We start from the raw sequence: 25732 nt of genomic DNA on the forward strand, positions 1-25732 counted from the left end.
CCCCGCCGCGCGGCGGCCGGCAGACATCATCCTTTCCGGGTGATCGCAGATCGCTCAGCGGCCGCTACCGTGACGGGATGACAGAGGAACGCGAGCTGGACAAGCCGGCGGGCACGGTGCTGTCGGACCTGGTGCATGGCCGGATCCTGCACCTCCCGGTCAGCATCGATCAGTCCATCGAGGATTTCCACGATTCGTCCCAGGAATGGCGGCGGCTGTTCTCCGAGCTGCTGGGGACGTTCTTCCTCGTGCTCGTCGCCGCGGGCGGCGGGATGATGGGGCAAGCCTTTGCGAACACCATCACGCGCACCGATGCCGTCGTCGCTCCCGGACTGATGGTGTTCGCCATCATCCTGTTCATGGGCAAGGTCTCGGGCGCGCACCTCAACCCGGCGGTGAGCATCGCGTTCGCGCTGCGCGGCGACTTCCCCTGGGCGCGCGTGCCCGGCTACATCATCGTCCAGCTCGCCGGAGCCTCGCTCGCCGCCTGGTTCCTGACGGCGGTGCTCCCCGTCTCGGCGTCGGCCGGCTCGAACTACCCGGCGAAAGGCTACGCCGACGGCATCGCCTTCGTCATGGAGCTCGTGCTGACGTTCGGGCTGGTCAGCGTCATCCTGGGCACCGCCTCCGGAGCGCAGAACGTGGGCATCGTCGGCGCGTTCGGAGTCGGCGCGTACATCATCCTGGCAGGGCTGTGGGGCAGCCCGATCTCGGGGGCGTCGATGAACCCGGCCCGCACCTTCGGCCCCGACCTCGTCGCCGGGGACTTCACGGCGTACTGGGTGTACGTGGCCGGGCCCATCGCCGGCGCCGTCGTCGCCGTCGGGGTCGCGTTCGTGCTGCGGGGGCGCGGCGGTGGGATCGCCGGCTCCGGCGCGGCACAGGGCGCGATCAAGACGAGGGTGTCGTCACCCGACCAGCCGTGACGACAGGCCGGATGCGCGCGCCCGGCCGGTCACGCAGCCCCGGTCAGTCCTTGGCGTCGATCAGGAACTGCACCGCTTTCGTCCAGTCGCTGTCGACCGTGGTCGGCGGGATGTCCTCCTCGCCCGGGAAGCGGCTGGCGAAGTGCACGCCGGGATCGCCGTTCACCGGGTCCGCCAGGGTGACGAGACCGAAGTACCGCTCGTCGTTCTCCACGCGCCACGTCCCGCGCGCATCCGGCACCGGGACCAGGCGCACGGTGTAGCCGCCGTAGGCGTATTCGTCGTCCGGGAATTCCACCGGCTCCTGGGTCTCTGCGCTCGCGTCGGTCATGGCTGCCTTCTGTCGGGTGCCGCGGCGGATCTGCGGCCTGACCCATCGAACAACTAGTTCACGGAACTAGCAAGTTCGGCACGCTCCCGTTGATTTCCGAGCCGGATGCGCGTACGTCAGGCGCCGGCGGGATCGAACGGTTTCGAGGCGAACACGTCGAGCCCGAGCGCATGGGAGAGGAAGCGCGCGGCGCGCTGGCCGCGCACGCTGTTCCCAGCCGGGTCGAGCCGCGGCGAGAACGTGCCGAGCCCGCCCTTGCCCGGCGCGACGGTGATGATGCCGCCCGAGACGCCGCTCTTGCCCGGCACCCCCACCTCGAACAGCCAGTCGCCCGAGAACTCGTAGAGCCCCGAGGTGGCCATCACCGCGAGGGTGTCCCGACAGACCGCCGCGTCGATCACCTGCTCGCGGGTGACGGGGTTGGTCCCGCCGTTCGCGAGCGTGGCCGCCATCACAGCGAGGTCCTCCGTCGAGACGAGGAGCGAGCACTGCTTCGTGTACACGTCCGTTGTCTCGATCGGGTCGACGTCGATCCGCCCGTAGCTCTGCAGCAGCCGGGCGATGGCCATGTTGCGCTGATTCGTCGCGGCCTCCGACGCGTAGACCTCGTCGTCGAGCTCGAGCGGATGCCCCGCGAAGCGCGAGAGGCCGTCCTGGATGAACGTCCACTTCTCCGCGGCGGTCGCCCCCGGCGCGAGCCCCGTCGTCGTGATCGCGCCCGCGTTGACCAGCGGATTCCTCGGGTCGCCGTCGCTCAGCTCGATCGCCATCACCGAGTTGAACGGGAGACCCGTGTTGTTGACGCCGACCCGCCGCGAGACCTCCGCGTGTCCCAGCGCATGGCAGACCAGCGCGAACACGAACACCTTGGAGATCGACTGGATCGAGATGCGCAGTGCGGCGTCGCCCGTGCTGGCGGACTGCCCGCGGACCCCGCAGATGCTCAACCCGAACAGACCGGGGTCTGCCCGCCCCAGCGACGGGATGTAGTCGGCTACCGCCCCATCGTCGAGGTCGCGGTACCGATCGTGGGCCTCCTCGAGCAACGCCTTCACACGCTCGGGGCTGGGAAGACTTCCCGTCGATACGGCGGCGGGCTCAGCAGGGACCCCGTGCGCCTGATCGTCGGGAGTCGAGAAGTCGGGCAGCGCTGCCTGCCGCTCCGGATACGCCATCGTGGCCTCCGTCATCGTCGATAGTCCCGACCATAGGGATTCCCGGGGTGGGGCGCAATGGCTACGACGTACGCCGGGTCCGGCGTTCCAGCGCCGGCTGCTTCGCGAACTGACCGCTGAGCGCGAGCACCAGGATCACGAGGGCCATCACGATCCAGGTCACCCAGCCGAGCGGGTTCAGAGCGGACGCGGGTGCGGTCGACCCGGCGGCGGTGAGCAGCACGGCTACGCCCGCTGCCGCGTTGAAGGCACCGTGCGCGAACACGGCCGGCCACACCGACCCCGACCGCAGTCGCAGCCAGCCGATCAGGATCCCGTAGAGCGTGCAGCCGCCGACCATCAGCGCGACGCCGAGCAGGTCCGGCTGACCGAAGTTGTAGCCGAGCAGGATGACCGGGCTGTGCCACAGCCCCCAGATCACTCCCGTGATCACCAGAGCGGGCCAGGTGCCGAGCGGACGCAGGCTGGGCAGCAGCCAGCCGCGCCAGCCGAGCTCCTCGCCCACGGTGACGAACCCGTTCACGATGGCGCCGACCGGGATCGCGGCGAGTTGCACGAGCACGAGCACGCCGATCGGCAGCGGCAGCGATCCGGCCCCCTGCGCGGCGAGCTGCTCGTCGATCAGAGCCGCGAAGCCGGAGAAGTGCACCAGGTCGAGGCGCACGATCCCGAGTGCCGCCGCCAGGAACACCCCGGCGAAGACGAGCAGCACGCTGCCGAAGAGTCCGGCCAGGCTCAGACCGACCACGCGCCACACCGGGCGGAGCGGCCACAGCCCGAGGTACTCCGGAATGCGGTGCGGCCGGGGCTTCTGCACGAAGAACACGACGAGCAGCGCGGCGATCAGCGGCGTGAACATCATGACCGGCAACAGGATGCCCGCCAGCGGGTTCCGCAGCCCGCCGTTCATCCACAGGGGAAGGACAGCGAGCCAGGCCAGTCCGAACGAGATCACGACGAAGGCGGCGACCGCCGGCCACGGGACGCGCTGCGGTCGGTTGCTCGGTCCCGAGGCGGGCTGCGCGGCCGTTCGAGCAGGCTCGCCCACCGTGGGCTCGCCCACCGTCGGCTCCTCGGCCGTCGGGCCGCCCACCGCCGGCTCGCCTCCCGCGTGCGCCATCCCGGTCATGAGCCCGAAGCCGCCGCTGCCGGGGTGAGCACGAACAGCCCGGCGATCGCGCGGTCGTCGCGCACGCTCACGCGGCCGACCATGTCCCCCGCCTCGAACTCCAGCGGAACGTCGACGACGGTGACATCGGCCGTGCGCCGCGCCGTCGGGGCAGTGCTTCGTTCGAACACGCCGACGGTGCCGATCAGCTGGGCCCAGACCGCCGCGAGGTCCTCCGCGGCGAGGGCCTCGGCCATTGTCGCGTCGAAGCGATCGGTCACCGCGGACCAGCGCGCTGCCGCGAGGTCGGCGAAGACGGCGATCGCGATCTCCTCGGCGCCGTCGAGCGGGGTGGTGTTCATCGGTTCTCCTGTTCTGGGGTCGATGGGATGTCCGAAACGCTGGAATGCCGCCTGTCGCGAGACCCCGAGGATCTCCCCGATGCTCTGCCAGGTGACACCCGCTGCACGCGCGTCGTCGACGATCACCTGCAGCAGCGCATCCAGTTCGCTTGTGAGCGCGGACGCGCGTCTCACGCTCTCGAGCGCATGTTCGCGGTCCGGCGCGCGACCGACCCCGGCCGCTAGGGCTTGCGCCGACGCGAGAAACGCCGAGACCGCCGCAGAACTCATCGTCATCTGTCAAGTATTGCTTGACAGATACCCTGTTTGTCAACCCCAGCTTGCGTCGCCGTCCGAACACCGCCCTGCCAGGATGGACGAATGGCTGGGGTGCTGATCCGGGAGTTGCACGACGACGAGGTGCGGGCAGCGGCGGAACTGCGCTGGCGCTGGGACCTCGAGAACGGCGTGGAGCCCCCGATCTCCCGCGACGAGTTCCTGGACTCCGCCGAGCGCTGGTACCGCAGTAACGCGTCCAGCCATCACTGCACGGTGGTCGTGCGTGACGGCGCGATCGTCGGGATGGCGTGGCTGGCCGTCATCGCACGCGTTCCCACCCCGCGCTCGGTCGACCGGCTGTCGGCGGACGTGCAGTCGGTCTACGTGATCCCGGCGGAGCGCAATGCGGGCGTCGGCGGCCGGCTGCTCGCCGCGGTGCTCGATCGGGCCTGGACCCTCGGCGCCGAGCGCGTGACCGTGCACTCGAGCGAAGAAGCCCTCACCGTGTATGAGCGTGCTGGCTTCGCGCCCAGCGAGCGCCTGCTGCAGCGATACCGGCCGTAGCGGCACGGCACGGCACGGCGCGCGGCGCAGGTCAGCTCAGTCGGCGCTCCTCGGCCTCCTCCTCGCGGCGCTTCTCCTCGTCGCGGCGCTCCTGCTCCTTCTGGATCTCTTCTTCACGCGGGGTCTTGTTCGTCATCGTGTCCTCCTCGCCCCATTGTGCTCCTCGACGGCTCTGGCGTCACCCGAGCCGCGCATGACCGAAAGAGGGTGAGGGGTTCTCCCCAGCGCGACCGCCATCCCGCCCCGGATTGTGAGGGGTGCCCCGGATGCAGCCCCGCACCGTGCAGCGGAAGAGTCGGTCACGGCGGCGAGCGCATCCCGATCCGTCGCCCCGAATCCCGAGGAGACGACCATGACCATCACCACCCCGCGTTCCGACGCGGGCCAGAGCGACGACCGCTCCGCCATCCGCCCCTTCAGCGTCTCGATCCCCCAGGCCGACCTCGACGACCTGCACCGACGCGTGCGCGAGACGCGCTGGCCCGACAAGGAGCTCGTCGACGACGCGTCGCAAGGCGTTCAGCTCCAGGTCGTGCAGCAGCTCGCACAGCACTGGACGGACGGGCACGACTGGCGCGCGGTCGAAGCCCGCCTCAACGCGCTCCCGCAGTTCGTCACTGAGATCGACGGGGTCGACATCCACTTCATCCACGCGCGGTCGCAGCACGAGAACGCGCTCCCGTTGATCGTCACCCATGGCTGGCCCGGGTCGATCATCGAGCAGCTGAAGATCGTCGGTCCGCTCACCGATCCGACGTCGTACGGCGCCAGTGCGGAGGACGCGTTCGACCTCGTCATCCCCTCGCTCCCGGGTCACGGCTTCTCCGGCATTCCGCGGGAGCTCGGCTGGGACCCCATCCGGATCGCCCGCGCCTGGAGCGAGCTGATGCAGCGTCTCGGCTACGACCGCTACGTCGCTCAGGGCGGGGACTGGGGCAACGCCGTCACGGAGCAGCTGGCGCTGCTGACGCCTCCCGGCCTGATCGGCATCCACACGAACATGGCGGCCACCGTGCCCGACGCCATCCAGGCGGCACTCGACAACCACGAACCGGCCCCGGCCGATCTCTCCGACGAGGAGCGCGGGGCGTGGGATCAACTGGAGTTCTTCTACGCGCACGGGCTCTCGTACGCCCAGGAGATGAGCAACCGGCCCCAGACGCTGTACGGGATCGCGGACTCGCCGGTGGGGCTCGCGGCGTGGATGCTCGACCACGACGCCCGCAGCTACGACCTGATCGCACGCGTGTTCGCCGGCGGGTCGGAGGGGCTGACGCGCGACGACATCCTCGACAACGTGACGCTCTACTGGCTCACCAACACGGCGGTCTCCTCCGCACGGCTGTACTGGGAGAGCAAGCTCCCCTTCTTCGCGCCGAAGGGTGTGACGCTACCGGTCGCCGTCAGCGTGTTCCCCGACGAGATCTACGCGGCGCCGCGCAGCTGGGCGACGCAGGCGTACCCGAACCTGATCCACTTCAACCGGCTCGACCGCGGCGGCCACTTCGCGGCCTGGGAGCAGCCCGAGCTGTTCTCGCAGGAGCTGCGCGCCGCCTTCCGGTCACTGCGGTGAGCGGCCTGTTCCGTTCCATCGCGCATCGGCCGGCGGATGGCGGAAGAACGCTCCCCGATGAGGGGCGGCTCGCACCGTTCGACCGGGCGACCGGCTGGATCGGCTCCGCACCGCTGACACCGGAGGCGCTGCGCGGGCGGGTGGTGCTGGTCGACTTCTGGACCTACACCTGCGTCAACTGGCTGCGCACGCTGCCCTACCTCCGCGCGTGGAACGCGAAGTACGCGGATGCCGGGCTGACCATCGTCGGCGTGCACACCCCGGAGTTCGGCTTCGAGCACGACGTGGCGAATGTCACGGCCCACGCACGCGCGCTCGGCGTCGAGTACCCGGTCGCCCTCGACGCCGACTACGGGGTGTGGGACGACTTCGCGAACCGCTACTGGCCGGCGCTCTACCTCGCCGATGCGGCGGGGCGCATCCGGTACCACCACTTCGGCGAGGGCGAGTACGCGATGACCGAGATGGTGATCCAGCAGTTGCTCGCCGAGGCGGGTGCACCGGATACCGGACCCGACCTCGTCGCGGTCGAACCGCGCGGCTTGGAGGTCGCCGCCGACTGGTCGACGCTGCGTTCGCCCGAGTCGTATCTCGGGTACGGGCAGAGCAGCGGCTTCGTTTCGGAGGACGCCGACCTCTACGACCGCGCCCACGTGTACGCCGGGCACGAGCGGCTTCGGCTCAACGAGTGGGACCTCACCGGCGACTGGACCGTGTCACGGCACGCAGCTGTGGTGAACGAGGGCGGCGGCCGGATCTCGTTCGCGTTCCAGGCGCGCGACGTGAACCTGGTGGTCGCGCCGTCGGCCTCCGGCTCAGCGATCCCGGTGCGCGTGACCCTCGACGGGCGGCCTCCCGGCCGCGCGCACGGGACCGACGTCGATGACGACGGCCGCGGCGTGATCGACAGCCCGGGCACGTACCAGCTCATCCGCCAGCCGGATGCCGTCGCCGAGCGCGTGGTCGAGATCGAGTTCCCCGAAGCCGGGGCGGCGGCGTACTGCATGACCTTCGGCTGACGGGGCCCGAGCGGTTCACCCCACGCCGTGCCGGAGTGCGAAGGCGGTCGCCTCGCTGCGGCGTGCCACCCCGATCTTGCGGTACAGGCTCGTGATGTGGCGCTCGACCGTGCGGTCGCTCAGCCACATCACGCCGGCGATCTCTTTGTTGCTGAGGCCCTGCGCGAGGAGGCCGAGCACTTCGAGCTCCCGAGGCGTCAGGCGCAGCAGGGCGGTGCGCGCCGGGGCGCGTCCCGCCGGATCTCCGGGTGCCGCGGTGGCGACAGCGCCGGCCACGCGACCGGAGTGCCGCGATCCGGAGGCTGCATCGAGCTCGGCGACGAGCCGGGATGCCTCCCGAACCCGTCTGGTCATCGCGGCGAGCGACGGTTCCACGTCGTCCACCAGGGTGCGGAGCACCTCGTTCTGCCGCAGCAGCAGCTCCTCGGCCTCTGCCCGTGCGCCGTGCTCCGTGGCGAGCCGCCGAGCCGTGTGGATGGCGATCGCCGCCTGGCTCACGGCGACCCGCAGCAGGTGGGTCTCCATCTCGGTCGGGAATCCGTCCCGTCGGGCCGACACCGACACGCGGGCGCTCTCCCAGGGAAGCGCGAGTCGCACGCTCACGACCGAGAGCACCCCCCGCGCCGGCAGTCGGACGACGCAGGTCGTGACGCCGGACGCCGGCACGTCGTCCTCGTCGAACGCGCCCACCAGCTCGGCCGGGGGCTGCTCCCCCGACGGGCGCCAGAGCTCGAGTGGATGCTCGGCCCTGGGGTCGTCGAAGCGCACGTACGCGCCCTCGAGGCGCAGCATGCCGAACAGCACGCTCAGGAGGCCGGTGGCGATCTCCGGGGGTTCGTGATCCACCCACAATGCGGGCAGCGCGAGGAGCGCTCCCATCTCGCGCAGCCACCGCTGCGTGTCCGCCGCGGAGTCGTCAGGCGCGGCTCGGTCGGTCGCTCGATCCGTCGCTCGGTCCGTGACCGCCTCCGGGGGCCCCGCGGCGGGCACGCGCTCGTCAACTGCCATGGTCGCCATCTCGATTCACGAGGTCGGGTCGTCCCGTGCGCAGAGCCCGCGGCCTGAGTCGATTCACCGACGAAACGCCGACCGGCTGAGGTGAAGCTCCGAGGTCTGCAGGTTAGCGCAGGGCGGTTGCCGCGCACAACGCTCGCGAGACGCCCGACGGGCCTGCATCCGGTGACCGCCCGCGCACCGTCGTCGTGCGGGAATGCGCGCATCCCGTCGGTGGTTCGTTCCTTCATGACACTCGCGGCGGTCACGGAGGACACGAGCCTCGAGCGCGCCCTCGCGACGCTCGAATGGCGCCTGCTCGAGGCGAGCCGCGTCGAGCTCCCCGAGCTGCGGCGAACGACCCTTCCCGGCGGCACGATGCGCTTCCACTACGTGGTCACCGGATCGCTCGACCTGCGCACGCCCGGCGAGAGTCTGACCCTCCGAGCGGGCGACTTCGTGCTGCTCAGCGGCGTCGCGCCGCATGAGGTGACGGCCGCCGAACCGGCCGCCGTCGTCACGGGCGCCCTCCAATGCGCCGGATGCGACACCACCCGGCTGGTCGGCGTGCTGCCCGACGTGCTCGTCGCCTGCGGCTTCAGCACCCGCGATCCCGACATGGCCCAGCTCGTCGAGATCCTCGTGCGCGAGGTCGCCGGCAGCGACGGGCGGCCGGGGTCGAGTGTCATCGCCGATCGGTTCGCGACCCTCATCGCTTCGGCCGCGGTGCGGTCGTGGGCCGAGAACGGCGGTGCGCTCGAGTCGTGGCTCGTGGGACAGCGCGACCCGCACATCGCGCGCGCGATCGAGGCGATGCGGGGTGACCCCGGCAATGCCTGGACCCTCGAGAGCCTCGCGCGGGTCGCCCGCTCCTCGCGGTCCGTCTTCGCCGGCCGGTTCCGCGAACTCGTCGGAGAGTCGCCGACCCGCTACCTCACCGCCCTGCGGATGGAGCAGGCCGAGCGGCTCCTCCGGAGCGAACGCCTGACCATCGGCGAGGCAGCGCAACGTCTCGGCTACGGCTCCGACGCCGCGTTCAGCCGCGCCTTCCGCCGTCACGCCGGCGAGAGCCCGGCGACGTGGCGGCGCCGGGCTCTGCAGCCCAACGCCTAGTCCCCTGGAGCAGCGCTCTGCCGACCGGCCCGATAGCGGCCGGGGGTGGTGCCGATGATGGCGGCGAAGGCCGCGATGAACGTGCTCGGATTGGCCCATCCGCAGGCGTGAGCGGTCTGGGTGGTGTCGTGACCCTCGGCCAGCAGCACGAGCGCGTGGTAGATGCGTAGCTGGGTGCGCCACTCGTAGAAGGTCATGCCGAGCTCGTCGTGCAGCAGCCGGCTGAGCGTGCGGGAACTCGCACCGATCGTGCGGCCGAGTTCGGCCAGCGACGCGTTGTCCGCCGGACGTTCGGACAGCAGCCGCGCCATCGCCTGCAGCCGGTCATCCTGCGGTTCGGGAAAGTGCAGCGGCTGCTCCTGCGCCTCCCAGAGCTCGTCCACGAGCACCCGGAGGAGGCGCGAGCCCGCGGCGCTGGGGTGCGCCGGGGTGGAGCGGTCGTCGTTCTCGGGCCCGGTCAGAGCGAGCAGGATCTCGCGCGCGATGCCGGAGGCGAGGAACACGGCGGGACGGTCGGGCAGGTGCCGCGCGAGTGCCGGCTCGAGGAACACGATCCGCATATCGGTGTCGCCGTGGGCCTCGTGCCGGTGGCTGTACCCGGCGGGGGTCCACGCCACCCGGTTCGCCGGGACGATCGACGTGCCGCGATCGGTGTGAACCGCCAGCACGCCGGAGGCCGCGTAGACCAGGTGGCCGCGGTCGTGCGACTGCCGCGCACTCACGCCGCCGGACGGCCACAGATGGCGTCCGCCCGACGGCCAGATGTGCGACGACTCCGGCTGTGCCGCGGGAGTTCGGCTGGTTCGGCTGCTTCGGCTGCTGAGGTTGCTTTGGCGGCGAGCGATCATGATGTGGCAGTTTATCGGTAGCACGCCAGCGGCCGATCTGATGGGCTGGATCCACGGATCGAAAGCAGGGAGAAACCGATGGAGACGTTCGTACTCATACCTGGGGCGTGGCATGGAGGCTGGGCCTTCGAGGGGGTCATCCCCTTGCTGGAGCGCGCCGGTCACGCCGTGCACGCGCTGACGCTGACCGGGCTGCGGCCGGATGACGACGAAACAACGGTCGCGACCGCCACCCTCGACACGCACGCCGACGACGTGCTGGCACTCCTGGATCGTGAGCACCTCACCGGGGTGACGCTGGTCGGCCACAGCTACGGCGGGATGGTCATCGCCGCCGCCGCCGACCGCGCGGGCGGTCGGGTGTCACGGCTGGTGCACCTCGACGCGTACGTGCCCAGCGACGGCGACTCGTGCTGGTCGTCGACCACCGAGGCGTACCGGCAGGCGTTCGCAGCCGGCGCTGCCGGCACCGGATACGCGGTGCGTCCGCCCGACCGTCCTGGCCGCGACCCACGCCGCCGCCCGCATCCCATCGCCTCGCTCCTGCAGGCGGTGCGGCTCACCGGCGCGGTCGACCGCGTCCCTCGCCGCGAATTCGTGTACTGCTCCGGATGGGAGGGCACGCCCTTCACCGGCCTCCGGGCCCGACTCGCTGCGGATCCGGACTGGCGCGTCCACGACCTCCCGACCGCCCACGACGCCATGCGCGAGGCTCCGGGAGCGGTCGCCGACCTGTTGCTCGGGAGCTGACCGGGCGGGCGGGCGACCGCGGCGGCTACGCCTGCGCCGTGCCGGTCGCCGCGCTGTTCGTCGCGCCGTTCGCCTGGTCGGCCGCCGTTCCCACACGACCGCGGCTGACCGTGCCGAGCAGCACCCCGCCGAGCACCGCGGAGACCGCCCCGGAGACGAGCGTCGCCTCCACCCCCGCGCCGTCCACCAGCAGACCGCCGAGGGCGGCGCCGAGCGTGATCGCGGTCTGGAAGCCCGCCACCACCAGTCCGCCGGCTGCCTCCATCCGATCGGGCTCGACGCGGGCCGACCAGGTCTGCACCAGCGTGGGCACGCCGCCGAACGCGAAGCCCCAGAGCCCGACCGCGACGAACGCGAGCGGCACGATCCCGGGCAGGATCGCGAACGTCGCGACCGCCACTCCGAGGATGGCCGGCATCAGCACGAGCGCCAGCCTCAGCCGGCGATCGGCCAGGATTCCCGCCACGAGGTTGCCCACGAAACCGCCGGCCCCGTAGATCGCCAGCAGCAGGGCGAGTCCGCCCGCCGTGAGGTCCGGGATCTCCGCCGAACCGAGCCGGATGTACGTGAAGCCGGCGAAGTGTCCACCCGCGAGGAGGATGACGGCGACCAGCCCCACGATCATCACCGGCGACCGGAGCGTGTCGACCAGCGACCGGAATCCCGCCTCCTTCGCCGCTGCCACCGGCGGTAGGCAGACGAACAGGATCACCGCGGCGACCAGCGCAACGATCGCCACCGACAGGAACACCGCGCGCCATCCCCACACCGCACCCAGGAAGGCGCCGAGCGGCACCGCGACGACCGTCGCCATCGAGACCCCGGTGTTCACGATCATCATCGCCCGTCCGAGGTGCGCCGCCGGCACCAGCCGTGCCGTCACGGCGAGCGCCATCGACCAGTACCCCGAGATCGCCACGCCCAGCAGCACCCGGGCCGCGAGGAGCATCCAGAACTCCGGAGCGACGGCCACGAGCAGGTTGGACACCGCGGCGAGCAGCGCCAGACCCACCATCAGGTAGCGCCGGTTCAGCCGAGGGAAGAGCAGTCCGACGCCGGGTCCGGCGACGATCCCGATGATCGCGGTCGCGGTCACCGCCTGCCCGGCCGTGCCGTCGGACACGCCGAGCTCGGCCGCGATCGGCGAGAGCAGGCTCGCGGGCAGGAACTCGCTCGTAACGAGGGCGAAGATCCCGAACATGAGCGCGACGACGCCCAGCCAGGAGGAGCGTCGCGCAGGCGCGCGCTCGAGTGCGTGCAGGGAGGCGGTATCGACGGACATGACCTCAGCCTCGCGCACGCGCGACGCGTGCGCCTGACCGAGCGTCCCGCGCGCTTGATCGAGCGTCCTGGATGCGGCGGTGCGTGCGGGTCGCCGGACGTCGGCTGTGCGGCCAGCGCATGCCGCCGATCGCTAGCATTGGTCCGTGGAGTGGGGTTTCCTTTCGGCGCACGAACTCACGGCCGCCTTGCGTGCCGGCGAGGTGACGTCGGTGGAGCTGACCGACGACGCGATCTCCCGTATCGAGCGGGATGACACAGCCATCAACGCGATCTGCGTGCCGGACTTCGACCGCGCACGTGCGGCCGCGCGCCGGGCCGACGAAGCTCTGGCCCGCGGCGAGGACCGACCGCTGCTCGGCCTCCCGGTGACGGTCAAAGAGTCGTACAACGTCACCGGCCTCCCGACGACCTGGGGGATGCCGCGTTTCGCAGACTATGTGCCGACCGAGGACGCGGTCGTGGTGTCGCGCCTGAAGGCGGCGGGCGCCGTGATCCTCGGCAAGACGAATGTGCCGTACATGCTGCAGGACTGGCAGAGCTTCAATGAGCTCTACGGCACCACCAACAACCCGTGGGATCTCGGCCGCACCCCGGGCGGATCCTCCGGCGGCTCGGCGGCAGCGCTGGCGTCGGGATTCGGCGCGCTCTCGGTCGGCTCCGACCTCGCCGGCTCGCTGCGCAACCCGGCCCACTTCTGCGGCGTCTACGCGCACAAGCCGACCTTCGGACTCGTCGCGACCCGTGGGATGGTGCCCCCGCCGGCCCCCGCACTCCCGGTCGAGGGGGACCTCGGCGTCTGCGGACCGATGGCCCGCACCGCCCGCGACCTCACCCTTCTGCTGGATGTGATGGCGGGACCGGACCCGCTCACGCTCGGCGTTGCCTACGACCTGAACCTGCCTCCCGCTCGCCACGAGAGACTCTCCGACTTCCGCGTTCTGGTTCTCGACGAGCATCCGCTCGTTGCGACCGGTTCCGCGGTGCGGGACGGGGTGAACCGGGTCGCTGCCGCGCTCGCGGACGCCGGAGCCCGCGTCGAGCGTCACAGCCCGCTCCTGCCCGATCTGGCCGAGGCCGCCACGCTCTACGCGCTGCTGATGTTCTCGAACACCGGAGCACGCATCCCGCCCAGGGGATACGAGCAGCTGCGAACCCTCGCCGGCAGCCTCAGAGCTGAGGACACGAGCCTCAGTGCCGCCCGGGTCCGCGGCATGGTCCTCAGCCATCGCGACTTCATCGAGGCGGATGGCCGCCGCGAACTGCACCGCCAGAGCTGGCGAGAGTTCTTCGCGGAGTTCGACGCCGTCGTCTGCCCGGTCACGTCGACGCCCGCGTTCCCGCACGACCACACCTCCGACCGCGGGGACAGGCAGATCCTCATCGACGGCGTCGAGCACCCCTACTCGGATCAGTCCGTGTGGGCGGGCCTCTCCACCATGCCCGGACTGCCCGCCACCGCGATCCCCGCCGGCCGGTCCCCCGAAGGACTGCCCGTCGGTGTGCAGCTCATCGGCCCGATGTTCGAGGACCGCACCACGCTGCGGCTCGCGGAGCTGCTGGAGCAGACGATCGGCGGCTTCGAGCGGCCGCAGTTCCAGCGGCCTCAGTAGGAAGCGGGGTAGGCCGTCAGCTCGAGCCGAGCTGCGATCCGGCCCATGCGATTCCGGGTCGCGGGTCCTGCGAGGGAACCGGCTCGTCGAAGTGCGGGTTCTCCTTGCCGGGGAGACTCTGCTGGGCGATCGCGCGCCGGATGCGCGCCGCGAACACGATCGCGGTCACGCACGCCGCGAGCAGCAGCGTCCCCGCGCCCACCAACAGCCATCCGGCATCGTCACCGGCCACCAGGAGCACGACCCCGAACGGCCCGGCCAGCCACGCGCCGACACCGGCGATCACGGCCAGCGTCACCAGCGTTCCCACACGCCTCCTGATACCGGCCACGCGCTCCAGCTCTGCCATGTGAACACTCATCACGACACCCCCTTTTTCCGAAGGGTACAGCCCGCGGAGTCGTCGGCGGAAGCACCAACGGCGGGCTCCAGATGGGTCGACCTGCTCGCCGCGCGGGGGGCACGTGCCGCATCGGTCCGCGATCCGGATTGACGCCGCCGCGCGTCGACTGGCACGATCAGATCCGGACCGTCGCCGTTCGTCATCCAGGGCTGGTGGCGGCATCGTGGACTGCGAGGGAGAGTGGCGACCATGACCTCCCGAACAGCGGCCCGAGTCCGGTACGGCGCCGGTGTCCGTCGACGCATCGTCGCGGCGTTGGCCGGTACTGTCCTTCTCGGCGCCTTGGCCGGCTGTGCTCCGTCGCCATCAAGCGGAGCGGTGATGGTGGGCTTCTCCGACGTGCACTCCACCGCCACCAACGAATTCATCATCGCGCCAGCGCATCACAAGGCCATCCGGGTCACCCTGCGCGCCGGCTTCTACAGGACCTTCACCGTCCCGATGCACGTGAAGACCCGGATCACGATCGTCGACGGCTGCTCCACCGACTGGACGCCGACCGAGGACGAGCCCGAAATGCACGTCACCTTCAAGAATCCACGATTCGAGGGAGACACGCCCCGCTGCACCATCAGCGACGGCACGATCAACGCACCCCCGGAGTGAGCGATACGCCGGAGCGGGCGGTCCCACAGAGAGCCGGCCACGGGACTCGAACCCGTAACCCCCGCTTTACAAGAGCGGTGCGCTACCAATTGCGCCAGGCCGGCCGGAGCGGGCGCGGCCCACTCGCGAGACCATCCTAGAGGACGGCCGGGGCCGCGACATCCGCGAAGACGCGCGCGGGACGGTGCCTACTTCTTCACCGTCGGCGTGGGCGTCGAGGTCTTTCCGGGCACCGGCGACGGCGTCGGCGTCGACGAGTACTGGTCGCCCTGCGCCTGCAGCACGAAGGCCTGGAAGTCGTCCGAACTCTTCAGCGAGCCGGTGTACTGCTTGCCGTTCACCAGCACCAGCGGCGCCACCGTGAGCTGCTTCACCGACGAGTTCGGGATGGGCCCGGTGAGAGCCCGGTCGCTGGCCGAGGTCACCCAGTTCTTGTACGTGCCGTCGTCGATGCAGCTGTCGATCGACGAGAGCGAGGTCGCTCCCGAGTCGGCGACGCGCTTCTTCAGCTGAGCGTCGGTCAGACCGGCGCTCCCCTCCTCCGGCTGCTTGACGAAGAGGGCGTTGTTGAACGCCCAGAAACTGTCGGGCGCGTAGTTCGCCACGCACGCGGCGGCGTTGGCCGCTCGGAGCGAGTACTTGGTTCCGGCCGAGTGGCTCGTGAGGATGGCGATCGGGTGGAGCTCGACAGTCACCGCGCCGTTCTTGATCAGCGGCTCGAGCTGCTCGCCGTTCGTGCGCTGGAAGTCGCCGCAGAGGGCGCAGAGGTAGTCGGAGTACACCCGGATGCTCACGACACTGCCGCTGGGGTCGGGCGTCGACGCGATCGGCGACGCGTCGGCGGCCAGGGAGGGGGTCTGCTTCACCTTGAGGCCGGAGCCGATGACGACGCCGTCGCTCGCCATGTTGGCGGGGCCGGGCACCGACGGCCGGATGGCGGTCACGATGATCACCGCGACGACAGCGACGACGGCGAGCACGCCGACGACGATGCCGCCGGTCACGAAGACCCTGTTCCTGCGGTCTTTGCGCTGCTGCGTCGTGCGCAGCTGGAGAGCCTTCTCCCGCGCAGCTTCACGCCGTTCGTTCGCTGGGCGGCTGTCTTCGGGGCCGTCGGTCATGGATGTCACTCCGGGGGTCATTTCGTGGGCGCCGCGGGGGGAAGCGGCTCGGTGGTCGCGCACGGAGCTTCGTGCAGGCGCAACCGGACGATCGTATTTCGGCAGTCTGGGAATCACCCAGACGGTGGCTGAACGCCACCGGGCGGTTACCGAGCCGTGACCCGCGTACTGGTCACGGCGTCTTCGCCGATGACATACTATGGGGTCGTGGCACCGTCGCCCCAGGGCGACAGTTCCACCTACCCATTCACAACGGATCGTCCGGCACGTACCTGCCGGTGAAGGAGTAAGAAAAACAATGGCGTCAGTCACCTATGACAAGGCAACCCGTCTGTACCCGGGTTCCAACCGTCCCGCGGTCGATCAGCTCGACCTCGACATCGCAGATGGCGAGTTCCTCGTCCTCGTCGGCCCCTCCGGCTGCGGTAAGTCCACGTCGCTCCGCATGCTCGCCGGCCTCGAAGAGGTCAACGACGGCAACATCTTCATCGGCGAGCGCAACGTCACCGACGTCCCGCCGAAGGACCGCGACATCGCGATGGTCTTCCAGAACTACGCTCTCTACCCGCACATGACCGTCGCCGAGAACATGGGCTTCGCGCTCAAGATCGCCGGCGTCAACAAGGACGAGCGCGCCACCCGCGTTCTCGAGGCAGCCAAGCTCCTCGACCTCGAGCCGTACCTCGGCCGCAAGCCGAAGGCCCTCTCGGGTGGTCAGCGTCAGCGCGTCGCGATGGGCCGTGCGATCGTCCGCAGCCCTCAGGTGTTCCTCATGGACGAGCCGCTGTCGAACCTCGACGCCAAGCTCCGCGTCCAGACCCGCACCCAGATCGCGTCGCTGACGCGTCGTCTCGGTGTCACCACGGTCTACGTCACCCACGACCAGACCGAGGCGCTCACCATGGGCGACCGCATCGCGGTGCTCAAGGACGGCGTCCTGCAGCAGGTCGGCACCCCGCGCGACCTGTACGCGCAGCCGAACAACGTGTTCGTCGCCGGCTTCATCGGCAGCCCGGCCATGAACCTGTTCTCGGCCGACGTCACCGAGGGCGGCGTCAAGTTCGGCACCTCGATCGTCCCGATCGAGCGCGAGATCATCGCGAACGCCGGCCCGTCGGTCACCATCGGTGTCCGTCCGGAAGACGTCGTGGTCTCCGCCACCGAGAACACCGGGCTCAAGGTCACGGTCGACCTCGTCGAGGAGCTCGGCGCCGACGGCTACCTGTACGGCCACTCGGAGATCGACGGAAAGCGCACCGACATCGTCGGCCGCGTCGACGGTCGCATCCACCCGAACGCGGGCGACACGGTGTACATCACCCCGAAGCCGGGACACGTCCACGCTTTCCACGCCGAGTCCGGCGAGCGCCTCGGCGGTGCCGTCGTCGACTAAGGTCGCACATCCGTTCCATCACAGTGCCGCAGTCCTTCCGGGCTGCGGCACTGTGCTTCTCCCCGGCGGTTCTCCCGTTCATTCCGGCGGCCGCCGCATCCGATAGGTTTTCCTCATGGCCGGCTCCCTGAACATCACCGCGGCGACCGTCGATCCCGCCCTCCTCGACCTCCCCTGGAACATCCCGCTCGACGAGTGGTCGAACGAGCACATCGCGATCCTGCCCAAGGGCATCTCCCGCCACCTGGTGCGGTTCGCCAACATGTCCGGCTACGTCATCGCCATCAAAGAGACCACGGCCGAGATGGCCAAACGCGAGTACGAGATGCTGCGCACCCTGCAGCGGATGGACATCCCGTGCGTCGACCCCGTCGCGATCATCAACAACCGCGAAGACGAAGAGGGCACGCCGCTGAAGGCCGCCCTCGTCACGCGCCACCTCAAATTCTCGCTCCCTTATCGCGCGCTCTTCTCACAGACCCTGCGACCGGACACCGCGACCCGCCTCGTCGACGCGCTGGCCGTGCTGCTCGTCCGGCTGCACATCGTCGGCTTCTTCTGGGGCGACGTCTCGCTCTCGAACACGCTCTTCCGCCGCGACGCCGGCGCCTTCGCGGCCTACCTCGTGGATGCCGAGACGGGTCAGCTCTACGACGGCGGCCTCTCGAACGGCCAGCGCGAGAACGACCTCGAGATCGCCCGCGTCAACATCGCCGGCGAGCTGATGGACCTCGAGGCCGGCGGCCGCGTCGATGAGGCGCTCGACCCGATCAAGGTCTCGAACGGCATCGTCGCCGCCTATCGTTCGCTCTGGAAGGAGCTCACCGGCAGCGAGTCCTTCTCGTCGTCCGAGCGGTGGCGGATCAGCCAGCGCGTCGACCGGCTCAACGACCTGGGCTTCGACATCGAGGAACTGGCGATCAAGACCTCGGACCAGGGCACGACGGTGCGCATCCAGCCGAAGGTCGTGGACGCGGGTCACCACCAGCGTCGCCTCCTGCGTCTCACGGGGCTGGACACCGGCGAGAACCAGGCAAGACGCCTGCTCAACGACCTCGACTCCTACTCGGCGACCCTCGGCAAGCAGGGTCTCGACGAAGAAGCCGCCGCCCACGAGTGGCTGATGCGCGTGTTCGAGCCGGTCGTGCGTGCCATCCCGACCGACCTCAAGGGAAAGCTCGAGCCGGCCGAGGTCTTCCACCAGCTGCTCGAGCACCGCTGGTTCATGTCGCAGGCCGAGGGTCGCGACGTGCCGCTCGCGGAGGCCCTCACCTCGTACATCAACGACATCCTGCGCCACCGTCGCGACGAGGCGACGGTGATCGAGCCCCCGACCGAGACCATCAGCATCCCGGTGCTCGCCTCGGAGCCGGGCACCGGCGCGACCGACGAAGACGACGACGACTGGCGCTCCAAGGTCTGACCCGCCGCCGGCGGGCGACAGGTCAGACGTTTCCCGCTACTTCTGCGCCGCCTCCGCGCGCAGTTTCGCGATCTCGTAGAGCGTGACGCTCGTGGCGATGCCGGCGTTCAGCGACTCGGTGGTCGCGGTGATCGGGATCGACACGATGGCGTCGCAGGTCTCGGTGACCAGGCGAGACAGGCCTTTGCCCTCGCTCCCGACGACGACCACCACGGGCCGGTCGGCGAACGAGAGCCCCGGCAGCGACACGTCGCCGCCGCCGTCGAGACCGAGCACGAAGACGCCGGCCTCCTTGAACGCCTTGAGCGTCTGAGTGAGGTTCGACGCCATCGCTACGGGGGTGCGGGCAGCCGCACCGGCGGAGGTCTTCCACGCCGATGCGGTCATGCCGACCGAGCGACGCTGCGGCACGATGACACCCTGACCGCCGAACGCCGCCGTCGACCGGATGATCGCCCCGAGGTTGCGCGGGTCGGTGATGCCGTCCAGCGCGACGAACAGCGGCGTCTGGCCGGATCGCAGGGTCTTCTCGAGCAGGTCGGTCGGGTGCGCGTACTCGTACGGCGGCACCTTCAACGCCACGCCCTGGTGCACCGCGTCGCGGCCGGCGAGGCGGTCGAGTTCCGGCCGCATCACCTCGAGGATCGGGATACCCTTGCCGGTCGCGATCGACAGGATCTCCTTGACCCGGTCGTCCGTCTCGATGCGCGCCGCGATGTAGAGGTTCGTGCTCGGGATGTTCGCGCGCAGGGCCTCGACCACCGAGTTGCGACCGGTCACGATCTCGCTCTCGTCGCCGCTCTTCGACCGGCGGGCAGCACCCGACGCACCACGGGGAGCGGTGTCACCGCGGCCGCCGCGCTGCGACTGACCGGACTGACCCGGCTTGCCCCGGCCGCCGGCCGCTGCGTAGCGCTCGCGCGCCGCCTTCGCCTTGCCGGCGGGGTGGTACGGGCGGTCCTCGGCCTTCGGGGTCGGCTTCTTGCCTTCCAGCGCCTGACGACCTTGACCGCCGGACCCGACCTGCGGGCCCTTCCTGCTCTTGCGCACCGCTCCGGCGCGGGGCTTTCCACCCGAGTTCTTCATTGTTCAATGCTCCAATGCGACCCCGTGGGGGTGTCTTCGATGGTGATTCCCGCGCTCGTCAGTTCGTCGCGGATACGGTCTGCTGCGGCGAAGTCGCGATTCGCCCTCGCGGCCTGCCGGTCGGCGAGGAGCCGATCGACCAATTGTGCCAGGGCTGCGTCGGCTGCGGACGATCCCGCCGAACTCCATTGCGGTGACAATGGATTGATGCCGAGGACCTCCGTCATCGCGAGCGCCTGCCCGCGTGCCGTGGCCGCAGCCTCCAAGTCTTCCGCATCCAGCGCCGCGTTTCCTGTGCGTACGGTGTCGTGCAGCACCGCGAGGGCCTGCGGGATGGCCAGATCGTCGTCCATCGCCTCGGCGAACGCGGCGGGCACGACCTCGACACCGCTCCCGGCGAACCGGGTCGACGCGAGGCGCCGGTCGACGCGCTCGAAGAATCCGGCGATCCGGTCGAGGGCCGCCTCGGCCTCGAGGAGCGAGCCGTCGTGGAAGTCGATCGTCGACCGGTAGTGCGCAGAGCCCAGGTAGTACCGCACTACGAGCGGCCGGGCGGCGCCGAGCAGGTCGGCGGCGTACACGGAGTTGCCGAGCGACTTGCTCATCTTCTGACCGTTGACGTTCACGAGTCCGTTGTGCACCCAGTAGCGCGCGAACGCGTCGCCGGCAGCGGTCGACTGGGCGATCTCGTTCTCGTGATGCGGGAAGCGCAGGTCGAGCCCGCCGCCGTGGATGTCGAACTCGGCGCCGAGATAACGGCGCGACATCGCGGAGCACTCGATGTGCCAGCCGGGACGACCGTCGCCCCAGGGCGACGGGAACGACGCGGACGCCGGCTCGTCGTTCTTGCGGCCCTTCCAGAGGGCGAAGTCGCGCGGGTCGCGCTTGTCGCGTGGATCGGCGTCGGCCGCCGCTTCCATATTGTCGATGCTCTGACGCGTGAGTTCACCGTACGCCGGCCAGCTCTTCACGTCGAAGTACACGTCGCCGGAGCCGTCGGCGGCGGCATAGGCGTGCCCGCGGTCGATGAGGCGCGCGATGATCTCCTGCATCTGCGGGATGCTCGCGGTCGCGCGGGGCTCGTAGGTCGGCGGCTGCACGCCGAGTGCCGTGTACCCGGCCGTGAATTCGAGTTCGAACCGGTAGGCGAGGGCCCACCACTCCTCGGAGCCGCCCTCGGCCTGGGCGGCCGCGGCGTTCACGAGAATTTTGTCGTCGATGTCGGTGACGTTGCGCACGAGGGTGACGGCGTAGCCGCGGTAGTTCAGCCAGCGCCTCAGCTGGTCGTAGACCAGTGCGGAACGCAGGTGCCCGATGTGCGGGGACGACTGCACGGTCGGGCCGCAGACGTAGATGCCTACTTCACCGTCGCGAATCGGGATGAAGTCGCGAAGGGCGCCGGCCTTCGTGTCGTAGAGTCGCACAGTCACGCCCCATAGCCTACGGGACCGCCACCCGCCGGTTACGGCGGGTCAGCCGCGGGGGCTCTGCAGCAGCAGGGCCGTCGCGATGGCCGTCACGCCTTCGCCGCGGCCGGTGAAGCCGAGGCCGTCCGTCGTCGTCGCGCTCACCGTCACCGGCGCACCGAGCACACCGGAGAGCACGGCCTCCGCCTCCGCGCGACGCGGCGAGAACCGGGGGCTGTTGCCGATCAGCTGTACGGAGACGTTCCCGATCCGGAACCCGGCCGACTCGACGAGCCGTCGTGTCTCGCTCAGGAACACTTCTCCCCGCGCCCCGTCGAACCGCGGATCGCTCGTGCCGAAGACGCCACCGATGTCGCCGAGCGCGGCGGCCGAGAGCAGGGCGTCCGTGATCGCGTGCGAAACGGCATCCCCGTCGCTGTGGCCCGCAAGCCCGACCTCACCCGGCCAGTGCAGCCCGGCGAGCCAGAGCTCGGCGGAGGGGTCGAAGCCGTGCGTGTCGGTCCCCAGGCCGATGCGCGGTAGCGGGGTCGATGGCGCGTCGAGGAGCTCCTGCGCACGCCGCAGGTCCCACGGGGTAGTGATCTTGAAGGCGAGGGCGTCGCCCGGTACCACCGACACCGGATGCCCGGCCGCGGCAACCAGCGCAGCGTCATCGGTCTCGTCGGAGGTCGCGGCGGCATACGCGGCGTCGAGGTCGGCGCGGGGGAAGGCCTGCGGGGTCTGCACCGCGGAGAGCACCGAGCGGTCAACCGTCTCGTGGATCTCGCCGTCGGAGCCGACGCGCTTGATCGTGTCGCTCACCGGCAGGCCGGGGATCACCCCGTGCCCGTGATGGTCGACGTCGCGCACCACCGCATCGAACAGCGACGACGGCGTGAGGGCGCGGGCCGCATCGTGCACGAGCACCACCTCGACGGTGGCGCTGAGCGCGGCGAGCCCCGCCGCGACGGAGCGCTGGCGGGTCGCACCGCCGGGCACGACCGTCACCGCAGCGCCGAACGACGCGTCGGCGAGACTGCGCGCCTCGGCGACCAGTTCGGCGGGCGCGACGACGATCACCTCGGGGCGCTCGCGCATACCGGCGACGGCATGCAGCGAGCGCTCGAGCAGCGTGGACCCGGCGAGGGTGACGAACGCCTTCGGAAGTTCCGCGCCGAGGCGCGTTCCATTACCGGCGGCGACGACCACCACCGCGACCCGGGCCACGGACGCGACGCCTAGGAGGCGAGAACCTCGTCGAGCAGGCTGGAGGCCTTCTCGTCGTCGGTCTTCTCAGCCAGGGCGAGCTCGGAGATTAGGATCTGACGTGCCTTGGCGAGCATGCGCTTCTCGCCGGCCGACAGCCCGCGGTCCTGATCACGGCGCCAGAGGTCGCGGACGACCTCGGAGACCTTGATCACATCGCCGGAGGCGAGCTTCTCGAGGTTCGCCTTGTAGCGGCGCGACCAGTTGGTGGGTTCCTCGGTGAACGGAGCTCGCAGCACCTCGAACACGCGGTCGAGGCCCTCCTTGCCGATCACATCGCGAACGCCGACCAGGTCGACGTTCTCTGCAGGGACCTCGATCGTGAGGTCTCCCTGCGTCACATTGAGCTTGAGGTAGAGCTTCTCTTCACCCTTGATGATTCGTTTCTTGACTTCGGTGATCGTTGCGGCCCCGTGATGCGGGTAAACGACGGTTTCGCCAACCTCGAAAAGCATAGATTGATGTCCCTTCAGCAACTACTAGGATACCACACGAGGCACGTGCTAATGTTCGCCCTCACGCGCCTGAGCGCCCGCACGCATACGGTAAACTCGAATCGCATTCCGCTTCTCTCACGGCCTTCTCATGGCCGGCGGAAACGATCTGGAGGGTCATCAGTGAAAGCTCGTGTCGTGGCATCCGTCGTCCTCGCTCTGGCGGTCGCCTTCGGAACCGCAGGTTGTGGTTTCATCGCTCCGCAGGCCACCACGAAGCACTACGACGCCAGCGACGGAGTGAGCGGCAACGTCGGCCAGATCGACGTGCGCAACGCCATCATCGTCACCGACACCAAGGGCGGCGACGTGGGCAACCTCGTCATGACCCTGGTCAACAACGACACCAAGAGCCACCGTGTGGCCGTCCAGGCCGGCGACTCCTCCGCTGCCTCCGTGTACGTCACCGTGCAGCCGGGCGAGGTCAAGCAGGTGGGCAGCAAGCCGGAAGCCGCCACCGGAAACGTCTTCCTCAGCAACTTCACCTCGATTCCGGGCAGCTTGTACCCGGTGTACTTCCAGTACGCCGACGAGACCGGGGTCCAGCTCAAGGTGCCCGTGCTCGACGGGCAGCTCCCCGAGTACACCGCTCTCGTCCCCCCGGCGATCCTGCCCGCTCAGGGCTGAGCCCCACAGACAGCAGAAAGGGCCGGTACCCCGCGGGGTCCCGGCCCTTTCGCGTTCCGCGTCACTCGTAACGCGTTCCGGAGGTCACGCGTTGAAGCGGTACCCCAGTCCACGTACCGTGACCAGCATGCTCGGGTCCGACGGGCTCTCCTCGATGCGCGAGCGGATGCGCTTGATGTGCACATCGAGCGTCTTGGTGTCGCCGAAGTAGTCGCTCCCCCACACCCGGTCGATGAGTTGACCGCGGGTCAGCACGCGCCCGGCGTTGCGCAGCAGCAGCTCGAGCAACTCGAATTCCTTGAGCGGCATGGAGATCTCGGCGCCGTTCACGGCCACCGTGTGGCGGTCGACGTCCATCTTGACGGACCCGGCCTCGAGGACGCTGTCGTCCTCCATCTCCTCCGACTCCACCCGGCGCCGCATCACGGCCCGGATGCGCGCCAGCAGCTCGCGCGACGAGTACGGCTTGGTCACGTAGTCGTCGGCGCCGAGCTCGAGGCCGACCACGATGTCGACCTCGGAGTCCTTGGCCGTCAGCATGATGATCGGCACGGACGACCGGGTGCGGATCTCGCGGCACACCTCGGTTCCCGGGATGCCGGGGAGCATCAGGTCGAGCAGGATGAGGTCGGTGCCGCCCTTGTCGAACTCGGCGATGGCGGTCGGTCCGTCCTCGGCCACCGTCACCTCGAAGCCTTCGCGCTTGAGCAGGTAGGCGAGCGGTTCGCTGAGGGATGCCTCATCCTCGACGAGCAGGATCGATGTCACGTGGGTTCTCCTATCGGGGGACGAGCGACGCTGGATGCTTCGGGAAGCCGGATGGTGAAAGTCGACCCGCGGCCGGGCTGGGACCAGACGCGCACCTCGCCGCCGTGGTTCTGAACGGCGTGCTTGACGATCGCGAGGCCGAGGCCGGTGCCTCCGGTGTGGCGCGAACGCGCCTGGTCGACCCGGAAGAACCGCTCGAAGACGCGGTCCAGGTCGTCCTCGGGGATGCCCTCGCCCTGGTCGGTCACGGCGATCTCGACGACACCGTCGATGGTGCGCACGCCGATGCCGACACGCGAGTCGTCCGGCGAGTACTGGATGGCGTTCGATACGAGGTTGTGCACCGCGGTCACCAGCAGGGCCTCCTCGCCGATGACCTGGGCGGATTTGTCGCCCTTGACCGCCAGCTCGATGCCGCGGGCCTCCGCCGCCACCCGGTTCTGGTCGAGCGCGGCCGAGACCACCTTGTTCGCCGACACCCGCTCGGCGTTGGTGAAGGCGTCGGCCGCCTGCAGCCGGCTGAGTTCGATGATGTCCTGCGTGATCCGGGCCAGGCGGTGCGACTCCTCCGTGAGGCGGTGGGCGAACCGGCGCACCTGGTCGGGATCGTCGGACGCGTCGTTGAGCGCTTCGGCGAGCAGGCCGACCGCGCCGATCGGCGTCTTGAGCTCGTGGCTGATGTTCGCCACGAAGTCGCGGCGCACCGTCTCGAGCCGGAACGACTCCGTGCGGTCCTCGGCCAGCAGCAGCACGTACCGGGTCCCGAGCCGTGCCACGCGCACGCTCAGGTAGATGCTCGCGTCGCCGAACGGTCCGCGGGCGAGCTCGCAGTCCTCGGTGACCGGCTCCCCGTTGCGCCGCACCTGATCGACGAGCTCGACGAGATGCGGATGCACGAGCGCGCCGTTCCACACCAGACCGATCGAGTGCGCTCCGGGCGACGCCTTGATGACATTGTTCGACGGGTCGAGCACGACGCCCGCGGACTCGAGCGCGTCGAGCACCTGATCCACGCCATCCGGCACTGTCGGACTCGCCACCTGAACGGCGTGGTCGCCCCGGCGCGCGGCGATGTGCAGCAGCCAGACGAATCCGGCGCCCACTGCGAGGCCGAGTGCCAGAGACAGCAGCACCAACCAGGCGGAGTCCATGAATCCAAGAGTACGCATCCCGAACGGGCGCGAACGACGCATCCCGCACCGAAGCCCGCAGTTTCGCGGGTACT

Annotated in this window: 26 protein-coding genes and 1 tRNA gene; 11 read left to right on the forward strand and 16 right to left on the reverse strand. The window is 69.9% G+C overall.

What is annotated here, in order from left to right; genetic code table 11:
• Window positions 1–77: 77 nt before the first annotated feature.
• Complete coding sequence (locus AC1DB1_RS13325) at window positions 78–926, forward strand: MIP/aquaporin family protein (RefSeq protein WP_271175519.1); 849 nt, start codon at window positions 78–80, stop codon at window positions 924–926.
• Between the two features lie 43 nt (window positions 927–969).
• Here AC1DB1_RS13325 and AC1DB1_RS13330 read toward each other — a convergent pair whose 3' ends face one another.
• The 4 genes from AC1DB1_RS13330 to AC1DB1_RS13345 form a co-directional block, all read right to left on the reverse strand.
• Window positions 970–1257 carry a hypothetical protein gene (locus tag AC1DB1_RS13330; protein ID WP_271175520.1) on the reverse strand — a complete coding sequence of 96 codons (288 nt, stop codon included), beginning with the start codon at window positions 1255–1257 and terminating at the stop codon, window positions 970–972.
• Between the two features lie 116 nt (window positions 1258–1373).
• Window positions 1374–2447 (reverse strand): glutaminase A, encoded by a 1074-nt coding sequence (glsA, locus tag AC1DB1_RS13335; protein ID WP_477201115.1) that lies wholly within the window; start codon window positions 2445–2447, stop codon window positions 1374–1376.
• A gap of 46 nt (window positions 2448–2493) precedes the next feature.
• On the reverse strand, window positions 2494–3561 hold the full coding sequence (locus tag AC1DB1_RS13340) for a lysostaphin resistance A-like protein (protein WP_477201116.1): 1068 nt from the start codon (window positions 3559–3561) through the stop codon (window positions 2494–2496).
• On the reverse strand, window positions 3558–4178 hold the full coding sequence (locus tag AC1DB1_RS13345) for a DUF3887 domain-containing protein (RefSeq protein WP_477201117.1): 621 nt from the start codon (window positions 4176–4178) through the stop codon (window positions 3558–3560). Before AC1DB1_RS13345 ends, AC1DB1_RS13340 begins: the two co-directional genes overlap by 4 nt.
• An 84-nt stretch (window positions 4179–4262) precedes the next feature.
• Between AC1DB1_RS13345 and AC1DB1_RS13350 the strand changes: the two genes are divergently transcribed.
• The 3 genes from AC1DB1_RS13350 to AC1DB1_RS13360 all read left to right on the forward strand — a co-directional run bounded on the left by AC1DB1_RS13350 (window position 4263) and on the right by AC1DB1_RS13360 (window position 7316).
• Complete coding sequence (locus AC1DB1_RS13350; RefSeq protein WP_477201118.1) at window positions 4263–4724, forward strand: GNAT family N-acetyltransferase; 462 nt, start codon at window positions 4263–4265, stop codon at window positions 4722–4724.
• A gap of 352 nt (window positions 4725–5076) precedes the next feature.
• Window positions 5077–6297: an epoxide hydrolase family protein gene (locus AC1DB1_RS13355; protein ID WP_477201119.1), complete on the forward strand. Its 1221-nt coding sequence runs from the start codon at window positions 5077–5079 to the stop codon at window positions 6295–6297.
• The gene (locus tag AC1DB1_RS13360; protein ID WP_477201120.1) at window positions 6294–7316 is read left to right on the forward strand and encodes a redoxin family protein; all 1023 of its coding nucleotides are present in this window, start codon (window positions 6294–6296) and stop codon (window positions 7314–7316) included. Before AC1DB1_RS13355 ends, AC1DB1_RS13360 begins: the two co-directional genes overlap by 4 nt.
• 15 nt (window positions 7317–7331) lie before the next feature.
• Here AC1DB1_RS13360 and AC1DB1_RS13365 read toward each other — a convergent pair whose 3' ends face one another.
• The gene (locus tag AC1DB1_RS13365; protein WP_477201121.1) at window positions 7332–8324 is read right to left on the reverse strand and encodes a helix-turn-helix transcriptional regulator; all 993 of its coding nucleotides are present in this window, start codon (window positions 8322–8324) and stop codon (window positions 7332–7334) included.
• Window positions 8325–8558: 234 nt separating this feature from the next.
• Here AC1DB1_RS13365 and AC1DB1_RS13370 point away from each other — a divergent pair, with 234 nt between their 5' ends.
• Window positions 8559–9422, forward strand: a complete 864-nt coding sequence (locus AC1DB1_RS13370) for an AraC family transcriptional regulator (protein WP_477201122.1) — start codon at window positions 8559–8561, stop codon at window positions 9420–9422.
• On the opposite strand, the gene AC1DB1_RS13375 is transcribed toward AC1DB1_RS13370, so the two are convergent.
• Window positions 9419–10270, reverse strand: a complete 852-nt coding sequence (locus AC1DB1_RS13375) for an AraC family transcriptional regulator (protein ID WP_477201123.1) — start codon at window positions 10268–10270, stop codon at window positions 9419–9421. The genes AC1DB1_RS13370 and AC1DB1_RS13375 overlap by 4 nt on opposite strands.
• A 78-nt stretch (window positions 10271–10348) precedes the next feature.
• On the opposite strand from AC1DB1_RS13375, the gene AC1DB1_RS13380 reads away from it, so the two are divergent.
• Window positions 10349–11020 (forward strand): alpha/beta fold hydrolase, encoded by a 672-nt coding sequence (locus AC1DB1_RS13380; RefSeq protein ID WP_477201124.1) that lies wholly within the window; start codon window positions 10349–10351, stop codon window positions 11018–11020.
• A 25-nt stretch (window positions 11021–11045) separates the two neighbouring features.
• On the opposite strand, the gene AC1DB1_RS13385 is transcribed toward AC1DB1_RS13380, so the two are convergent.
• Complete coding sequence (locus AC1DB1_RS13385; RefSeq protein WP_477201125.1) at window positions 11046–12302, reverse strand: MFS transporter; 1257 nt, start codon at window positions 12300–12302, stop codon at window positions 11046–11048.
• A 145-nt stretch (window positions 12303–12447) separates the two neighbouring features.
• On the opposite strand from AC1DB1_RS13385, the gene AC1DB1_RS13390 reads away from it, so the two are divergent.
• The gene (locus AC1DB1_RS13390; RefSeq protein WP_477201126.1) at window positions 12448–13914 is read left to right on the forward strand and encodes an amidase; all 1467 of its coding nucleotides are present in this window, start codon (window positions 12448–12450) and stop codon (window positions 13912–13914) included.
• Between the two features lie 16 nt (window positions 13915–13930).
• Here AC1DB1_RS13390 and AC1DB1_RS13395 read toward each other — a convergent pair whose 3' ends face one another.
• Window positions 13931–14263: a hypothetical protein gene (locus tag AC1DB1_RS13395; RefSeq protein ID WP_477201127.1), complete on the reverse strand. Its 333-nt coding sequence runs from the start codon at window positions 14261–14263 to the stop codon at window positions 13931–13933.
• A gap of 243 nt (window positions 14264–14506) precedes the next feature.
• Here AC1DB1_RS13395 and AC1DB1_RS13400 point away from each other — a divergent pair, with 243 nt between their 5' ends.
• Window positions 14507–14923: a hypothetical protein gene (locus AC1DB1_RS13400; RefSeq protein ID WP_477201128.1), complete on the forward strand. Its 417-nt coding sequence runs from the start codon at window positions 14507–14509 to the stop codon at window positions 14921–14923.
• A gap of 31 nt (window positions 14924–14954) precedes the next feature.
• On the opposite strand, the gene AC1DB1_RS13405 is transcribed toward AC1DB1_RS13400, so the two are convergent.
• A tRNA-Thr gene (locus AC1DB1_RS13405) sits at window positions 14955–15027 on the reverse strand.
• A gap of 84 nt (window positions 15028–15111) precedes the next feature.
• Entirely contained in the window at window positions 15112–16044 is a 933-nt protein-coding gene (locus AC1DB1_RS13410; protein WP_477201129.1) for a DsbA family protein, read from the reverse strand.
• Between the two features lie 298 nt (window positions 16045–16342).
• Here AC1DB1_RS13410 and AC1DB1_RS13415 point away from each other — a divergent pair, with 298 nt between their 5' ends.
• Window positions 16343–17437, forward strand: a complete 1095-nt coding sequence (locus tag AC1DB1_RS13415; protein WP_271175535.1) for an ABC transporter ATP-binding protein — start codon at window positions 16343–16345, stop codon at window positions 17435–17437.
• Window positions 17438–17552: 115 nt separating this feature from the next.
• On the forward strand, window positions 17553–18860 hold the full coding sequence (locus AC1DB1_RS13420; protein WP_271175536.1) for a DUF4032 domain-containing protein: 1308 nt from the start codon (window positions 17553–17555) through the stop codon (window positions 18858–18860).
• A 36-nt stretch (window positions 18861–18896) separates the two neighbouring features.
• Here the strand turns inward: AC1DB1_RS13420 and rlmB are convergent, their stop codons facing one another.
• The 4 genes from rlmB to AC1DB1_RS13440 are packed head-to-tail and all read right to left on the reverse strand — an operon-like array spanning window position 18897 to window position 23073.
• Complete coding sequence (gene rlmB / locus AC1DB1_RS13425) at window positions 18897–19946, reverse strand: 23S rRNA (guanosine(2251)-2'-O)-methyltransferase RlmB (protein WP_271175537.1); 1050 nt, start codon at window positions 19944–19946, stop codon at window positions 18897–18899.
• Window positions 19943–21376, reverse strand: a complete 1434-nt coding sequence (gene cysS / locus AC1DB1_RS13430; protein WP_271175538.1) for a cysteine--tRNA ligase — start codon at window positions 21374–21376, stop codon at window positions 19943–19945. The genes rlmB and cysS overlap by 4 nt, the downstream gene beginning before the upstream one ends.
• Before the next feature lie 42 nt (window positions 21377–21418).
• Window positions 21419–22579: a 2-C-methyl-D-erythritol 4-phosphate cytidylyltransferase gene (gene ispD / locus AC1DB1_RS13435; protein WP_477201130.1), complete on the reverse strand. Its 1161-nt coding sequence runs from the start codon at window positions 22577–22579 to the stop codon at window positions 21419–21421.
• Window positions 22580–22590: 11 nt separating this feature from the next.
• The gene (locus AC1DB1_RS13440) at window positions 22591–23073 is read right to left on the reverse strand and encodes a CarD family transcriptional regulator (RefSeq protein WP_021763858.1); all 483 of its coding nucleotides are present in this window, start codon (window positions 23071–23073) and stop codon (window positions 22591–22593) included.
• A gap of 177 nt (window positions 23074–23250) precedes the next feature.
• Between AC1DB1_RS13440 and AC1DB1_RS13445 the strand changes: the two genes are divergently transcribed.
• The gene (locus AC1DB1_RS13445) at window positions 23251–23739 is read left to right on the forward strand and encodes a hypothetical protein (protein WP_477201131.1); all 489 of its coding nucleotides are present in this window, start codon (window positions 23251–23253) and stop codon (window positions 23737–23739) included.
• Window positions 23740–23823: 84 nt separating this feature from the next.
• Here AC1DB1_RS13445 and AC1DB1_RS13450 read toward each other — a convergent pair whose 3' ends face one another.
• Window positions 23824–24507: a response regulator gene (locus tag AC1DB1_RS13450; protein ID WP_477201132.1), complete on the reverse strand. Its 684-nt coding sequence runs from the start codon at window positions 24505–24507 to the stop codon at window positions 23824–23826.
• Window positions 24504–25658 (reverse strand): sensor histidine kinase, encoded by a 1155-nt coding sequence (locus tag AC1DB1_RS13455; RefSeq protein WP_477201133.1) that lies wholly within the window; start codon window positions 25656–25658, stop codon window positions 24504–24506. The genes AC1DB1_RS13450 and AC1DB1_RS13455 overlap by 4 nt, the downstream gene beginning before the upstream one ends.
• Between the last annotated feature and the right edge of the window lie 74 nt (window positions 25659–25732).

It is taken from the genome of Leifsonia sp. 10N434 (assembly GCF_056394405.1).